The 16,058-nt window shown below is 72.2% G+C and carries 11 protein-coding genes and 1 pseudogene; 5 read left to right on the forward strand and 7 right to left on the reverse strand.

The window, feature by feature from the left end; all coding sequences use genetic code 11:
- Positions 1-63 precede the first annotated feature (63 nt).
- On the reverse strand, positions 64-750 hold the full coding sequence (locus Afe05nite_RS39175; protein ID WP_203822393.1) for a hypothetical protein: 687 nt from the start codon (positions 748-750) through the stop codon (positions 64-66).
- A gap of 289 nt (positions 751-1,039) precedes the next feature.
- Between Afe05nite_RS39175 and Afe05nite_RS39180 the strand changes: the two genes are divergently transcribed.
- A complete protein-coding gene (locus tag Afe05nite_RS39180; protein WP_203822394.1) occupies positions 1,040-2,026 on the forward strand; it encodes an aldo/keto reductase in 987 nt (328 codons plus the stop codon).
- A gap of 22 nt (positions 2,027-2,048) precedes the next feature.
- Here the strand turns inward: Afe05nite_RS39180 and Afe05nite_RS39185 are convergent, their stop codons facing one another.
- Entirely contained in the window at positions 2,049-3,188 is a 1,140-nt protein-coding gene (locus tag Afe05nite_RS39185; protein WP_203822395.1) for an ROK family transcriptional regulator, read from the reverse strand.
- A 105-nt stretch (positions 3,189-3,293) separates the two neighbouring features.
- Between Afe05nite_RS39185 and Afe05nite_RS39190 the strand changes: the two genes are divergently transcribed.
- On the forward strand, positions 3,294-5,378 hold the full coding sequence (locus Afe05nite_RS39190) for an alpha-galactosidase (protein ID WP_203822396.1): 2,085 nt from the start codon (positions 3,294-3,296) through the stop codon (positions 5,376-5,378).
- 66 nt (positions 5,379-5,444) lie between these two features.
- Here Afe05nite_RS39190 and lon read toward each other — a convergent pair whose 3' ends face one another.
- On the reverse strand, positions 5,445-7,697 hold the full coding sequence (lon, locus tag Afe05nite_RS39195) for an endopeptidase La (protein ID WP_239118549.1): 2,253 nt from the start codon (positions 7,695-7,697) through the stop codon (positions 5,445-5,447).
- Between the two features lie 186 nt (positions 7,698-7,883).
- Between lon and Afe05nite_RS39200 the strand changes: the two genes are divergently transcribed.
- Both Afe05nite_RS39200 and Afe05nite_RS39205 read left to right on the forward strand, forming a co-directional pair.
- Complete coding sequence (locus Afe05nite_RS39200) at positions 7,884-8,930, forward strand: hypothetical protein (RefSeq protein WP_203822397.1); 1,047 nt, start codon at positions 7,884-7,886, stop codon at positions 8,928-8,930.
- Between the two features lie 109 nt (positions 8,931-9,039).
- Entirely contained in the window at positions 9,040-10,200 is a 1,161-nt protein-coding gene (locus Afe05nite_RS39205; protein WP_203822398.1) for an outer membrane protein assembly factor BamB family protein, read from the forward strand.
- Positions 10,201-10,214: 14 nt separating this feature from the next.
- Here the strand turns inward: Afe05nite_RS39205 and Afe05nite_RS45030 are convergent, their stop codons facing one another.
- The 3 genes and pseudogenes from Afe05nite_RS45030 to Afe05nite_RS39220 form a co-directional block, all read right to left on the reverse strand.
- Positions 10,215-10,319, reverse strand: a complete 105-nt coding sequence (locus tag Afe05nite_RS45030; protein WP_344223282.1) for a zinc-binding dehydrogenase — start codon at positions 10,317-10,319, stop codon at positions 10,215-10,217.
- 17 nt (positions 10,320-10,336) lie between these two features.
- Positions 10,337-10,767: pseudogene (locus Afe05nite_RS39215) on the reverse strand (nucleoside/nucleotide kinase family protein); the annotation flags it as partial.
- Positions 10,764-11,360 (reverse strand): TetR/AcrR family transcriptional regulator, encoded by a 597-nt coding sequence (locus Afe05nite_RS39220; RefSeq protein ID WP_438869666.1) that lies wholly within the window; start codon positions 11,358-11,360, stop codon positions 10,764-10,766. The gene Afe05nite_RS39220 and the pseudogene Afe05nite_RS39215, both read right to left, overlap by 4 nt.
- Positions 11,361-11,466: 106 nt before the next feature.
- Between Afe05nite_RS39220 and Afe05nite_RS39225 the strand changes: the two genes are divergently transcribed.
- Positions 11,467-12,351 carry an alpha/beta hydrolase family protein gene (locus Afe05nite_RS39225; protein WP_203822401.1) on the forward strand — a complete coding sequence of 295 codons (885 nt, stop codon included), beginning with the start codon at positions 11,467-11,469 and terminating at the stop codon, positions 12,349-12,351.
- A gap of 2,524 nt (positions 12,352-14,875) precedes the next feature.
- Here Afe05nite_RS39225 and Afe05nite_RS39230 read toward each other — a convergent pair.
- Entirely contained in the window at positions 14,876-16,018 is a 1,143-nt protein-coding gene (locus Afe05nite_RS39230; protein ID WP_203822408.1) for an NAD(P)/FAD-dependent oxidoreductase, read from the reverse strand.
- Positions 16,019-16,058 lie beyond the last annotated feature (40 nt).

Below are 16,058 nucleotides of genomic sequence, written 5' to 3' on the forward strand. Positions count from 1 at the left end.
CTGCGACCCTCGCACCCCAAGGTCGAACGGCCCGGGACCGGATCGACACCGGCCCCGGTGCCGTCACCGACCGACAAGTGTTCCAGGGGCGGGCGAGTCGGCCCAGGTGGCGCGCAGCAGGCCGACCAGACCCGTGCTCGCCGAACGCCGGGCCAGGGCGAGCTGCGACTCGGCCGCTCGCGCCTCCTCGGCCAGGGTCGCGGCGGCGGCGGCCTTCAGCCGCGCCTCCTGCTCGGCCCGGGCCGCGTCGGCCGCCGCCCGCTCGTAGCGGCGCTCGGCCTCCCGCACCCGCAGCTCCCAGCCGAGCGGCACCGCCGCCGGGCCCGGTGCGGCCTCGACCGGCACCTGCACGTGCTGCCAGATCCGGTTGAGCTCGGACACCGAGAGCTCATTGCGGCTGTACGCGTCCAACGCCGCCCGCTGCACGAGCTGATGGGTCTCGCCGGCCGCCTCGGCGTTCTTCCGCACCAGCCGATGGCGCCGCTCGGCGATGTCCCGGGCGGCGGCCGCCTGCACCGCCTGGCCCTGCGCCTGGTCTGCCTCCTCCTGGGCCCGCTCCGCCGCCGCGGCCGCGGTCTCGGCGTAGGCCGCCACGACGTCCACCTCATCGGTGATGGGCACGGCCCACCCGTGCTCCGTCGCCACGTCAGCCAGTTCACGCTGGCGACGAGCGACGATTCCCAGCAGCACCAGGGCCAGAAGCAGGCTGGCCTGGATCCCGCCGCCGATCAGCAAGACAAGTAACGACACCGCGGTCCCCCTCCACGCCACCCGGCGAATACTGCGCTCCCGACGACCGTATTGCCGATCTTCGGACGGCGCACGGCGAGACGGCCCCTCGATCGAGTGGGGAAGACCACCCATCCACTTTCGGGTCGGGACGATCCGGGACACCGGCCACGGCCAGTGCTTGCTCGACCACCCAACGGCCGGGCCGGCCACCGGTGACGTCGATCGTGTCGGCCTCACCGGAACGGGTAGCCACCGCCGGCCCCGCCGCACCTCTACCGTTGGTTTGCCGACCGGGAGGAGAAACATCATGCGCAAGCGCGTACTCGGCACCGACCTCGAGGTGTCAGCCATCGGCTTCGGCGCGATGGGAATGAGCCAGAGCTACGGGCCGGGGCCCGACCGCGACGCCAACATCGCCCTGATCCGGGCCGCTGTCGAGCGCGGCATCACCTTCTTCGACACGGCCGAGGTCTATGGCCCGTTCGTCAACGAGGAGCTTGTCGGGGAGGCCCTCGAGCCGGTCCGCGACCAGGTCGTGATCGCGACCAAGTTCGGCTTCGCGTTCGACTCCGACGGCAAGCAGACCGGCTTGTCGAGCCGTCCGGAGCACGTCAAGCAGGTCGCCGACGCCTCGCTCAAGCGGCTCCGCACCGACCACATCGACCTGTTCTATCAGCATCGAGTCAACCCCGACGTGCCGATCGAGGAGGTGGCCGGCGCGGTCAAGGAGCTGATCGAGGCCGGCAAAGTGACGCACTTCGGCATGTCCGAGGCGGCCGCCGCCACTGTGCGCCGCGCGCACGCCGTGCAGCCGGTCACCGCGCTGCAGAACGAATACTCGCTGTGGTGGAAGCGTCCCGAGGCGGAGATCGTCCCGCTCTGCGCGGAGCTCGGCATCGGGCTGGTCCCGTACAGCCCGCTCGGTAAGGGTTTCCTGACCGGCACGATCACCAGCGATACGGCGTTCACCCCGGGCGACATCCGCACCACCATCCCCCGTTTCGGTGCCGACGCCCGCCAGGCCAACCAGGCGCTGGTCGACCTGCTCGGGGAGATCGCCGCCCGCAAGGGCGCGACCCTCGCCCAGATCGCGCTGGCCTGGCTGCTCGCCCAGCAGCCGTGGATCGTCCCGATCCCCGGCACCCGCCGCCTGGAGCGTCTGCGAGAAAACGCCGGGGCCGCCGACGTGACGCTGAGCGGCGACGACCTTGCCGAGATCGACGCCGCCACGGCCCAGGTGGAGATCCAGGGCGGCCGCTATTCGGAGCAGGCGGAAAGCATGACCAACCGCTGAAGCGAGCCGACGGCGGCGGTGCTCAGGAAGCGACGAGGGCCTTGATGCTGACCGTGGCGGCGCCCCGGGCCCACTCCTCGAACGGCAGCGGCCGGATCGACAGCGGGCAATCGGCCGCCGCGCCGAAGGCCTGCCGCTGGAAACCGGCCCGGATGTGCGGCTCGAACAGGTCGTAGGCGGACAGGCCCTCGCCGGAGACGACGATCCGGGCCGGGCCGACCAGGTTGGCGACCGCGGCGATGCCGGCGCCGATCGCGGTGCCGGCGCGGGCGAAGACGGCGCCGAGCGGGGCGTCGCCGGCCCGGGCCAGCGCCACCGCGTCGTCGAGGGTGAGCCCGGGGCGGCCGCTGACCTCGCGGGCCCGGCCGACGATGGCGTCGGTGCCGGCGACGGCCTCGACGCAGCCGCGGCTGCCGCAGTGGCAGGCGGGTCCGTCGACGTCGAAGCCGACGTGGCCGATCTCGCCGGCCACCCCGTGCGCACCGGAGACCAGCCGGCCGTTGACGACGAGGCCGCAGCCGATGCCGGCGCCGACGGTCACCAGGGCGAACGAGTCGGCGCCGACGCCCTCGCCGAACCACTGCTCGGCGGTGGTCAGCGCCTTGACGTCGTTCTCGACGGTGACGGTCAGTCCGGTGCTCCGGGCGGCGAGCTCGCCCAGCGGCACGTCGCGCCAGTGCAGGAACGGCGAGTAACGCACCAGGCCGGTGGCCTGGTCGACGTCGCCGGAGACGGCCAGGCCGAGCCGGTGGGCGCGGTCACGGTAGGACCCGAGCAGGTCGTCGACCAACTCGGCGAGCTCGGCCAGGACGTGCTCGACGTCGGCGGCGACCAGCCGGCGGTGCGCCGAGGCCCGGACTTCGGCCCGCAGGTCGCAGAGCACCCCGATGAGCTCGTCCCCGGTGATCTTGACGCCGACGAAGAACTCCCGGCCGGCCCGGACGGTCAGCGGGCTGGCCGGGCGGCCGGCACCGGGCCCGGTGCGCTCGGTCGCGGCCAGTTCCTCGAGGTAACCCAGCTCGATGAGCGGACGCGCCGCCTTGGTGACGGCGGCCGACGACAGGCCCAGGCGGCGGGCGAGGGCGACGCGGCTGAGCGGCCCCTCGGTGAGCACAGCCGTGAACACGGACGTCACCGCGGGCGCCGTGGCGTCGGGAAACATATCCGAAAGTTAGGCACAATAATTTCCTTCGTCAAGTATTGATTCGGCGGCGAAGGCCGACCTACGCTCGCCGAACCCACCGACGCCCGTCTGCCGAGGACCCCCATGCCCGACCTGCATTTCGAGCCGGACCAGCGGCTCTGGCTGCTGCACACGCCGTCGACGTCCTATGCCGTCCGGCTCGACGACGACGACAACGTGCGGCATCTGCACTGGGGTGCACCGCTGACCCCGGCGCAGGCGCGGGAGCTGGCCGCGCGCACCCCACCGGCGGGCAGCAGCTTCGACACCGTCGGTGGCCCGGAGGAGTTGGCCGTGGAAGGTGGCGCCCGCTTCGGGCCGGCCGGCCTGCGGGTGCGTTTCGCCGACGGCAGCCGCGGCGTCGAGTGGCGCTACGCCGGCCACGACACCGACGCCGGTCACCTGCGCATCCACCTCGACGACCGGCACTACCCGCTGCGCGTCACCCTGCATTACCGGGTGCACGACGACAGCGACGTGATCGAGCGGTGGACGACCGTCGAGAACCGGGGCGAGAAGATCACCGTGCAGCGGGCCGACAGCGCGGCCTGGACCCTGCCGCACCGCGCCGACTACCGGATGAGTCACCTGGTCGGCGCCTGGAACAGCGAGTTCCGGCTGCGCCGCACCGAGGTGCCGATCGCCGAGACGGTCCTGACCAGCCGCCGCGGGATGACCAGTCACCAGGCCAACCCCTGGCTCGCTCTGGACGACGGCACCGCCGACGAGGAACACGGCGAGGTGTGGAGCACCGCGCTGGCCTGGAGCGGCAGCTGGCGGATCACCCTGCACCGCGATCCGGCCGGCCGCGCCACATGGACCGGCGGCCACGGCCACGACGGACTCGCGTGGTCGCTGGAACCGGGCGAGACCCTGCGGACACCGGTGTTCGCCGGGCTCTACACCGGCGGCGGGTTCGGGGCGGCGAGCCGGGCCTGGCACGCGTACGTCAGCCGGCACGTCCTGCCCCGTCCCGAGGAGACCCGGCCGGTGCTCTACAACTCCTGGGAGGCCACCGGTTTCGACGTCGACGAGGCCGGCCAGACGGCCCTGGCCGCGCGGGCCGCCCGGCTCGGCGCCGAGCTGTTCGTGGTCGACGACGGCTGGTTCGGCGCCAGGGTCAGCGACCGCGCCGGCCTCGGCGACTGGACGCCCAACCCGGACCGCTTCCCGCACGGTCTGCGCCCGCTGGCCGCCGAGGTGCACCGGCTGGGCATGCTCTTCGGCCTGTGGGTCGAGCCGGAGATGGTCAACCCCGACAGCGATCTCTACCGGGAACACCCGGACTGGGTGCTGCACATGGCCCACCGCGGCCGTACCGAGATGCGCAACCAGCTCGTGCTGAACCTCGCCCGGCCGGACACCCGCGAGTGGGCCTACGCCTGGCTCGACCGGCTGGTCGCCGAGAACGACATCGACTTCCTCAAGTGGGACGCCAACCGCCCGTTCACCGAGGCCGGCTGGCCCGGCCACGAGGACCCCGACCGGCTGTGGCTCGACCACACCCGGGCCGTCTACCAGATCATGGACCGACTCCGCGCCGCCCACCCGGGGCTGCGGATCGAGGCCTGCTCCGGCGGCGGCGGGCGGGCCGACCTCGGCATCATCGCCCGCACCGACCAGGTGTGGACCTCCGACAACACCGATCCGGTCGACCGGATCGGCATCCAGCACGGTTTCGGTCAGCTCTTCCCGGCCCGGGTGATGGGTGCCTGGGTGACCGACAGCCCGAACGTGGCCACCGCCCGGCGGACCCCGCTGCGCTTCCGCTTCCACGTCGCGATGGCCGGCGCGCTGGGCCTCGGCGGCGACCTCACCACGTGGTCCGAGGACGAGCTGACGGAGGCCGCCGAGCTGGTCGCGGCGTACAAGGAGATCCGGCCGGTGGTCCAGCTCGGCACCGCCCACCGGCTGACCGGCGACGGCCGGCTGACCGGGGTCGGCTACGCCCACGAGGACCAGTTCGTGGTGCTCGCCTGGTGCCCGGAACGGCCGTTCGGCCACGACCCCGCCCCGCTGCGACTGACCGGGATCGAGGCCGGCGCCGACTACCTCGATCAGGACACCGGGGTGGTGCACTCCGGTGCCGTACTCCTGGGGTCCGGTCTTCCGCTTGCCCTGCCCGAGGGTGAGCACGCCAGTGCGCTGATCCGGCTCCGGAAGGTCTGACACCCGTCGTCCCCGGCGGACCTGTCACGTTCCGCCGGGGACGACGGTGCCATCCGGATCGTCGGCTCAGGCCGCCGCCACCATGCCGGTGGACACCGAGTCCAGCGCGGTGCCGAGGATCTCGCGGACGTCCGAGACGATGTGGACGGTGAGTGCGTCCAGCACGTCGGCGGGGACGTCGTCGAGGTCGGGTTCGTTGCGCTTGGGCAGGTAGACCTCGGTGAGGCCGGCCCGCTGGGCGGCGAGCAGCTTCTGCTTCACCCCGCCGATCGGCAGCACCCGGCCGGTGAGCGAGATCTCGCCGGTCATCCCGACCTCGGCCCGCACGTCCCGGCCGAGCAGCAGCGAGACCAGCGCGGTCGTCATCGTGACGCCGGCCGACGGCCCGTCCTTGGGCACCGCCCCCGCGGGCACGTGCAGGTGGATCGGGTGGTCGAGCTGCTCGGGCGAGATGCCGAGCTCCGAAGCGTGCGCCCGCACGTAGGAGAGCGCGATCTGCGCCGACTCCTTCATCACGTCGCCGAGCTGGCCGGTGACCGACAGGCCGCCCTTGTCGCCGGGCAGCAGCGACGCCTCGATGTAGAGCACGTCGCCACCCATCCCGGTGACGGCGAGACCGGTGGCCACGCCCGGGACGGCGGTGCGCTCGGCCGACTCCGGCGTGAACCGGGGCCGCCCGATCAGCTCCTTGAGGTCCGACGCGGCCACGGTGGCCGGCAAGCTGCGCAGGGCGACCTTGCGGAACGCCTTGGCAAGCAACCGCTCCATGGACCGTACGCCCGCCTCGCGGGTGTAGTTCGCGGCGATCTCGCGCAGCGCGCTCTCGGTGACCGTCACCTCACCGGCGGACAGGGCGGCCCGCTCGAGTTGGCGGGGCACGAGGAAGTCGCGGGCGATCGCGACCTTGTCGTTCTCGGTGTAGCCGTCGATCGTGATGAGCTCCATCCGGTCGAACAGCGCCTGCGGGATCGTCTCCAGCACGTTCGCGGTCGCGATGAACAGCACGTCGGACAGATCCAGGTCGAGGTCGAGGTAGTGGTCGCGGAACGTGTGGTTCTGCGCCGGGTCCAGCACCTCGAGCAGCGCCGCCGCGGGGTCGCCGCGGTAGTCGCTGCCGACCTTGTCGACCTCGTCGAGCAGCACCACCGGGTTCACCGAACCGGCCTCGCGGATGGCCCGGACGATGCGGCCGGGCAGAGCGCCGACATAGGTACGCCGATGGCCCCGGATCTCCGCCTCGTCCCGCACGCCACCCAGCGCGACCCGGACGAACTTGCGGCCGAGAGTGCGCGCCACCGACTCGCCGAGCGAGGTCTTGCCGACCCCGGGCGGACCGGCCAGCAGGATGACCGCGCCGGACCCGCGGCCGCCGACAGTGGACAGCCCCCGCGACTCGCGGCGGGCGCGCACGCCGAGGTACTCGACGATGCGCTCCTTGACCTCGTCCAGGCCGTGGTGGTCGGCGTCGAGCACGGCACGCGCCGCACCCAGGTCGGTGTTGTCCGTGGTACGCACGTTCCACGGCAGGTCCAGCACGGTGTCGAGCCAGGTGCGGATCCAGCCCGCCTCCGGGTTCTGGTCGCCGGCCCGTTCGAGCTTGTCGACCTCGCCCAGCGCGGCCGTCCGGACCGCCTCCGGCAGGTCGGCCGCCTCCACCCGGCTGCGGTAGTCGTCGGTCCCGTCGGCCTCGCCCTCGCCGAGCTCCTTGCGGATCGCCTTGAGCTGCTCCCGCAGCAGGTATTCGCGGTTGCGCTTCTCCACCGACTCCCGGACGTCGTGGTCGATCTTGTCGCTGACCTCGGACTCCGCCAGGAAGTCGCGGGTCCACTCGATGAGCAGCCGCAGCCGGGCCTCGACGTCGGGCGTCTCCAGCAGCTCCCGTTTACGGTCGTTCGACAGGTACGCCGCCCAGCCCGCCGTGTCGGCCAGGTCACCGGGGTCGGCGATGGCGTTCACCGTGTCGATGACCTGCCAGGCCTCGCGTCGCTGCAACACCGAGACGACGAGCTGCTTGTATTCGTCGGCGAGCGCCCCGACATGCTGGCCCGGAGCACCGGTCTCGACCGGATCGGCCTCGACCCACAGCGCCGCGCCGGGCCCGGTCACGCCGATGCCGATGCGGGCCCGCGCGCCGGTGCGCAGGACCGCCGCGGCGGAACCGCCACGGAACTTACCGACCCGCTCGACGCTCGCCACCACACCGAAGGACGCGTACCGGTCCTCCAGCCGCGGGGCGATGAGCAGTTCGGAACCCGCCGAGGTGCGGGCGGCGTCGACGGCGGCCTGCGCCGCCTCGTCGAGCTCGACCGGCACGACCATGCCCGGCAGCAGGACGACGTCGTCGAGGAACAACACGGGAAGTTTCTTGCTGGCCACTCGGCACCTCCGAGAAGTTGAGTACGGTCCGCTCAACCGCGGCGGCCCGACCGATCTTCCAGCGTTCACTGCCAGCGAAAATCCGCGCGGGCCTTGCCTCCCCTCGAGGTCCGCCACCAGGCTGCTCGGATGACCGTGGACCTCCGGGATCGGCACGTGCGTGCGGTGACACCGGCTGAGCAGTCGCCGCACTCCTACTTCGTCTTCGCGGACGGCCGGCTGCTGCGGGTAGGCGCCGGAAGCACGAGGTGCGACCCGATCGCCGAGGTGCCGAGCATCCGCGAGATCGGCCCCGGGACAGGCGAGGGCCGGGAATCGGAGCTCAGGCTTTACGTCCATGGCCCCTGGGTGTGCGTGACCGAACGGTTCGGCGTCAACGCGGCCCTGGTCAACACCGCCACCGGGGCGGTACGCGAGCTCAGCCGGGCCGACTACCACGCGGACGTGTCCAGCTACTCCATCGGCTTCCTCGACCGGGGCGGGCGCACCCTGCTCGTCGCCCAGACCCGGTGGAACCGCCTGGACGTCTTCGACGCCGCGAGCGGCGCCTGCTTGACCGAACGTATCGGGGAGGTCGAGGACATCGACTATTTCCACTCGTTGCTGCACGTCTCGCCCGACTCACGCCACTTCCTGAGCAACGGCTGGGTGTGGGCCCCCGTCGACATGGTGCGGGTCTTCACCACCGAGGCGTTCCTGACCGGTTACGAGCCGACGAGCATCCCGGTCGGCACCGCTTTCGGCTACAACTGGGATCGGCCGTGCACGTTCGTCGACGCCCGGACGTTCGTGCTCGCCCTGGACGACGAAGCGGCTGAACACCCGTACCGTCAGCTGGCTTTCTTCGATGTTCCGGGCGAGCCGGACGAGCGGCTGGAGCCGCACACCCTGGTGAGTTGCGACGTGTTCCCCCGCAACGAGCACGGCGAGGTCAAGGGCGAACTGCACTACGACCCCGAGTCGCGGCACTTGGTCGCGCTGACCGACGGCGCCGGCGCCTTCCTCGTGTCGCCGGCGGGCGAGGTGTCGGCCCGCCTGCCTGATCTGATGGTCGGCGGCCACGGCGGCCAAGCCGGCTGGTCGTACGCACCGCGACACCGGGTGTTCTTTCGCTGGAACGGTGGTTCCGGCATCGAAGAACGCCGGATCCAGGACTGCGACAGGGCGGAACCATGACACGCGCCCCCGGGCGGGCGTCATCTGCGTGACTCCGGTTGCCGGCGGAGCGGCGACTGCGGCTTTTGTCGTAATTTGTACCTTGTCTGATCCGAGATGAGGAGCTGCCGTGAAACGTCATGCTTTGTCGATCGTCCTGGCCGCCGTGCTCAGTGTCGCCGCCGGGGCCGGCCCGGCGGCGGCCGGCGGGCCGGACGAGTGGGGGCAGGCCGCGGCGCACGCGACCGGCGACTTCTTCAACCCGGGCGAAAGCGTGCTGACCCCGTCGGTCGCCGGCCGGCTCCGGCCCCGCTGGACGGTCCCGATGAGCACGGTGAAGTGCGCGAACCCGTCCGGGCCGCTGGTCGCCTCGGGCCGGCTGATCACCGCGGAGGCGTACCGGATCAGTGGTTATGACGCCGCAACCGGCGCGCTCAGATGGCGCACCGCGGTCGACGGCAATCGGGACATCGACCTGGCCGCCGTGGTCGGCGGCACCCTGCTCGCCCAGTACCGCAAGTGCACCTCGGGCAAGGCCTATCTGATCGCGCTCGACGTGAAGACCGGCGAGACCCGCTACGAACGGCAGATCGCCGCCCCGATATACGGCCTGCTGGTCGACCGCGGTGTCGTGGTCGGCAGCGCGTGGGACGCCTCGACAAGCAAGTACGTGCTTCGCGGCTATCGGATCGCCGACGGCGCACCGCTGTGGTCCCGGGTGGGAGTGGTGAACGGCGCGACCGTGTCGGCCGGCGGCCGGATGGTCGTCGACGGGGACGACGGGACGGCCGCCGCGGTCGACCTCACCACCGGTGAAACGGTGTGGACGGCGGGAAGCGGCTGCGCCATCCCGATCGGCGCCTCCACCGACGGCTCCCGGTTCTTCACGCGCTGCGACCCCGACGACCGGATCCGGACCCTCGACGCGTCCACCGGCAAACTGCTCGCGACCTTCTCCGACTACGGTGCGACGTTCGGCTTCGCCACCGACGGCGAGCGGGTCTACCTGAACACGTACGCCGACAAGGGCCTGCTCGCGGTGGACGCGGCCACCGGGCGCAAGGCCTGGAGCGCCTCCTTCGCCGACGACGCCCCGATCGAGTTCGCGCTCGGTGGTGGCGTCGTCTACGGGTGGCGCGCCGCCGGCAAGCCGCTCGCCGCGCTCGCGACGAACACCGGCAGCCCGATCAGACTCGGTGCCGACACCAGCGCGCTGCGGGGCGCACCGGTGGTTGCTGCCGGCCGGCTGTACGGCCGGACCGGCTCGACGCTGACGTGCTTCGCGCCCTAGCCGCGCCGGCCCGGTCAGGGAATGAGCACGAGTTTCCCCGGTGCGTGCCCGGCCATGCCGACCTCGTGGGCCTTCGCGGCCTCGGTGAGCGGGAAGGTGCTGTCGACGACGACTCGCAGGGCGCCCGACCCGGCGCGCTCGACGAGTACCGCTCGCGCCGGCGACGTTCGACGGCGGCCGCGGCCACCTGACGCTCGCGGAGCACGGCGCGCTCCACGGCCCGGTCGTGCGGCGCGTACCGGAAGCGTCGATCCCCGCCCGGCCCGAGCGGGTCGAGGAGCAGCCGGTTCAGCGACTCGCCGGCGTGGGCGTCGAAGTAGCAGCCCTCGGCCGAGAACTCGCCACGGGCGTAGCGCCGCGCCGGCGGGAACAGGAAATCGTCGATCGTCGCCGGATGACGTGGCGGCCCCGGGCGCGCAGCACGACGGCCAACTCGTCGGCGAGCGTGGTCTTGCCCGAGGCGGGCGGGCCGTCGACGGCGATCCGCGCCGGGTGACCGACGGCGACCGACCCGGCGGCCTCGGCGGGACGGTCGAGCAACTCCTCGCGCGCCGGCCGGTGGGTCACGCCGGGCGCGTCGGCTGCGGCTGGCGCAGGCCGGTGACGAGCAGGGTGACGATGCGGCGTACGTCGTAGTTCGGGTCCCGCACGGTCCAGGCGACCAGGTCGCCGACGGCGCGGATCAGCTCGTACGCCCGGATGTCGGCCACCACCTCGCCGGACCGGCGGGCCGCCTCGAGCAGGTCGGCGAGGACCGGCACCAGCCGGTCGAGGAAGAGCTGGTGCAGGGCCGTGTAGCCGGCGTCGTCGCCCTGCCACACCTTGGCCAGGCCGTGCTTGGTGCCGAGGAAGTCGACGAAGAGGTGGATCCAGTCGAGCAGCGCGGCGAACGGGGTCGGGGCGGCCGCGAGCAGGGTCGGTCCGGCCTGCGCGCACGCGTCGATCTGGTGCCGGTAGACCGCGACCATCAGGTCGGCCCGGGTCGGGAAGTGGCGGTAGAGCGTGCCCATGCCCACGCCGGCGGCGGCGGCCACCTCGCGGACGGTGGCTCCGACACCGGAGGTCGCGAACACCTCGGCCGCCGCGTCGAGCAGCGCGCGCTCGTTGCGCGCGACGTCCGCCCGCCGTTTCGGGGCGGGGCTGCCCGGTTCCGTGGTCACCACCGCCCGATTGTGCCACGGGCCTGTGCCACGGGTCACGAAAAACGGAGCAACGTTCCGCGTACAGTGAAACGGAGCAACGTTCCACTGCTGGAAAGAGACCCCCATGCCGATCTTCTCCGTCAAGCCCGTCGTCCTGCCGGCACCCGGCCGCGGCGACGACCTCCAGGTCCGCGTCACCGCCCCGACCGACGGCACCGGCCTCCCGGTGATCGTCTTCGCGCACGGCTTCGGCGGGGCGATGGACTGGTACGACCCGCTCGTCGACCACTGGGCCGCGAACGGCTTCGTCGTCGTCCAACCGACCTTCCTGGACTCCGCGACGCTCGGCGTCACCCCGGCCGATCCGCGCTACCCCACCATCTGGCAGACCCGCGTCGACGACCTGGAACGCGTCCTCGACGACCTCGCCACGGTCCTGGCCGCGGTGCCCGACCTGGCCGAGCGTGTCGACCTCGAGCGGCTCGCCGTCGCCGGGCACTCGTGGGGCGGGCAGTCCGCCGGCATGCTGCTCGGCGCCCGCGTGCTCGACGCCGACGGCCGGCCGGGCCCGGACCGCACCGACCCCCGGGTCAAAGCCGGCGTACTGCTGGCCACGACCGGGCTCGGCGGGGAGGAGTTGGTGCCGTTCGCCCGGGAGCACTTCTCCTTCATGAACCCCGACTTCGACCAGCTGAAGACACCGACCCTGGTCGTCGCCGGCGATGACGACCAGTCCCAGCTCTCGACCCGCGGGCCGGACTGGTTCACCGACGTCCACCGGCTCAGTCCGGGGGCACGGAGCCTGGTCACGGTGTTCGGCGGACAACATTCGCTCGGCGGCATCCACGGCTACCGCGCCGCCGACACAACCGACGAGAGCCCGGCGCGGGTCGAGCTGATCCGGCGGTCGTCGACGGCATTTCTGCGGACGGCGCTCGGCATCGACCCCACCGCGTGGGACACCGAGGTCGCGACGCCCCACCCGGCCGGCCGCATCGACTCGAAGTGAACCCCCGGCGCGCACCGGCCCTTGATCCGGTGCGCGCCCCCATGCTCAGCCACCCGGGCCGCGCCCGTCACCACCGCCGCGTTCGACGCAGCAACTGGACGTCGTCCCGTGCGCCCCATCCCGAGTCGGGTCACCCTCATCCCAGATCAAATCGCCCCCACCCCGAGTCGGGTCGCCCTACCCCGGGCCGGGTCGGCCCCACGGGCCGGGTCGCCCTACCCCGGGCCGGGTCGGCCCCACGGGACTAGGAAGAACGCCGCCACCAGCCTCGCCGCAGCGACCAATCCGCTGATCCCGGTGCCGGCCCCCACCGATTCCGGATGACGGCCGCCGTCACCGGCGGCAATCAGCACCACCGCAGGTGCCAGGACGAGCGGCCCCGCTCTTGGCCGCCTGCTCCTCGGAAAGGCCCCAGCCCCAGGCAACGTGAACCCCGTGAAGAAGGCCGCGACAGCAAGCCCCGGAACACCACGACCCAGCGCCCCACACCCCCGCCAAGCAGGAACGCGACATGAGTGCACAGTAGACCGTCCTCGCGACCCCCGGCAGCACCTCCATGTGACAAATTTTCGCCGCCACCCGGTCCAACAATTGTCTAGGCAAGCGCTCTCCCGGGGCCTGGATCAATTTCCGGATCGGCATGATCGAATATTTGCTCGGTCCATTCTTGGGGCGCGATAATGTTCGCATGCGGCACCAGCAACTTTCACTATTCTCCCGGCCGGTGACGGATGCTATGCGGGATCGCACAAGGGCACGCAATTGGTCGCCGGACAAGGAGGAATTCCGTCGGGAGCACGCGCGTCATCGGCGGTGGGGACTTGCCCGCAGATACGCGTGGAAGCTGTGCCGCTCCCATGGTTGCTCCCGGGAGTGCGGCGAGTTGGGTCTGCACGATTCCATCGAGGCCGTCCCGCCGCTGATCTGGCCGGCCGAGGCCACCTTGACGCAGCCAAGCCCACCGTCCGCCCCGAGCGACGCGGTTGCGCCCCGACGTGACCCAGCCTCCAGTGCGTCGCATCCCAATGGCAGGCCGGCCGCCATCACCCCGGTGCCGACAGCGGCACAGGCCGCGCTCGCGCCCAGGCCCGAGCCCGCACATAGGTCCGAGCCCGCACCCAGGCCCGAGCTTGCAGACCGCCCCAAGCTTGCGCCCCCGCCCGAGCCCGCGACCAGGTCCGAGCTTGCGCTCAAGTCCGAGCCTGCAGCCAGGTCCGAGCTTGCGCCCAAGCCTGCGCCCCGGTTCGAGCTCGCAGACCGGTCCGAGCCTGCGCCCGAGTCCGAGCTTGCGCCCCCGCCTGCGCCCCGGTCCAACCTCGCGGACCAACCCGAGCTTGCGCCCCGGGCTCGAGCTCGCGGACCAGCCCAAGCTTGCGCGCAGGCCCGAGCTTGCGCCCCGGTCCAAACTCGCGGACCAACCCGAGCTTGCGCGCAGGTCCGAGCTCGCGCCCCGGTCTGCGCTCGCGGACCGACCCGAGGTAGCACGCAGGTCCGAGCTTGCGCGCCGGTCCCAACTTGCGCGCAGGCCCCAGCTTGCGCGCCGGTCCGAGCTCGCGGACCGACCCGAGCTTGCGCGCAGGCCCCAGCTTGGGCCCAGCGAGAAGCCCGCACGACGGGAGGCGACCGCGCCGATCGGCCGGTCAAGGCCAGTGAACGGGAGGGAGCCCACACAGCTGCCGGGTACCCCGCTGCTGCCTGGGTTCGCTCAGCCGCCGGGACCCGGCCCGGCGACCCAATCCCCCGGTCCGGGTGGAGTTCGCGGACCTGGAAAAGCCCACCCGCCGGTCCAGACCCGGGAACCAGGAGGAGACCTCGCCGCCGCCCATACCGGCGCCGCTTCCCGAACCCACCCAGCGGCCCGAGCCCACCCGACCCCACCCCGCCCCCGGCCCGGCCCGGCCCGCGAGCCGAGCCGAGCCGAGCCGAGACGAGCCACCGATCGGAAAGTCCGCGTGCCGAGAGGAGCACACCGAACCCGGGAAAGCCCGCCGGCTGCGACGAGCCCGCCAGTACGGCAGCCCGCGACAAACCGGTAGATCCAAACGACCCCGCAAATCAGGACGAACCGGCGGGGCGACACAAACCAGTGACCCCAGACCAACCGGCGGATCTGGATGAATCGCCAGACGCAGACGAACAGGCGGCTTGAAACGCGCCCACAGGCCAGGCGCAGCACGCAAGCCGGGCAAAGCACGCAAGCCAGGCGCAGCAGCAGCACGCAGGGCAGGGAAAATCCGCACGATGGGGCGAGGGAGTGCCTACGCAGGTACTCCGGCAACGCATGCGACTCGCCGTCCAGCGGAGGCGGGGCGGCGTGCGCGAGGCAATCGTTCGGCATCTATCGGCCATGCTGGGCGAACGATGCGGAGCGCGCGATGCTGTCGCGCGGACTGGGGCAGATCGCTGCCCCAAGATAAGGCCGGCAGGGGAATAACAATTGTTGCGGGAATGCGTCGGGCGCCGCCTATTGCTCGCTGAGCAAATTGGGCGCTTCCCACGAATGCGAAAGCGGAGAAGCAAGCCTTTATTGTTGCCGGATATCGGTGCCGGCGGGCAGGAAAAGCTTGGCGGCGATGCGGGTGACTGTGCGCGCATCCATTATGCCGTCTTCTAGGCCCAGGCCGACGAGCCGGTTGAAGACCCTGCCGTCGCGGGCGGCCGCGGTCATGGCGGCGTCCACGGCGCGGGGGCGGCGGGTCAGCCGGGCGGCGACGCTGGAATGGCGCAGGTGCCGGCCGAGCCGTTGGCGGAGCGCGGCTCGGTAACGTTCGGTCACGGACTGCGGGCCGCGGGCCGCTGCGGTCCCGGCCAGCGCGCCGGAGAGGACGGCGTAGAAGATGCCTTCGCCGGTGAACGGATTGATCAACGAGAGCGCGTCGCCCGCGAGCAGCGTGCGGCCACGGCCCGGCGGCGGCCGCCGGGTGGACAACGGCAGGTGGTGCGCCCGGAGGCCGGTCGGTTCGCCGACGGGCAGGAGATCGTGCAGGCGCTCCAGCAGGTACGCCCGGGAGAGCGGTTCGCGGCGCAACACCTCGCCGTACCCGATGTTGGCGGTGCCGTTGCCGATCGGGAACGACCAGGCGTACGCGGGCCATTGCCGCTCCGTGGTGACGATGACCTGCTCGGTGAGGTTCGGCGCCGGCGCGTACCCCCGGATTGCCAAAGCCAGATGCCCGGCCGGATTGCCGGGGAACCCGAGGGTGCGCCGCACGACCGACCCGGCGCCGTCGGCGCCGATGAGCACCGCCGCCTCGAACCGGCCGTCGACGACCACCGGCCCGGCCCTCTCGTCACGGAACGCTCGCACGGTGTGCCGGCGAAGTTCGGCGCCGGCGGCCACGGCGGCCCGGACCAGTCGATCGTCGAAAACCTTCCGGGGCACGGTGTACGCCGGGCGGGGCAACGGCCGCGCGACCGTCGACCCACCGGGACTGACCAGTCGCAACCGGCCGATCGCCGGGTAGCCGTCGGTCACCCCGGTCACGCCGAGCGATTCCAGGACCTCGACCGCCGCAGTCGCGATGCCGTCCCCGCACGTCTTGTCCCGCGGAAACGTGGCCTGGTCGAGCAACAGCACCGACGCACCGGCCCGGCACGCGGCGATCGCCGCCGCGGCCCCGGCCGGACCCGCCCCCACGACCACGACGTCGAACCGATCGACCGCCACCGACGAAACATACCCCGCCCGCCCGCCCGCCCGCCCGCCC

Source organism: Paractinoplanes ferrugineus (assembly GCF_016862195.1).
GTDB classification, from domain to species: Bacteria; Actinomycetota; Actinomycetes; order Mycobacteriales; family Micromonosporaceae; genus Actinoplanes; species Actinoplanes ferrugineus.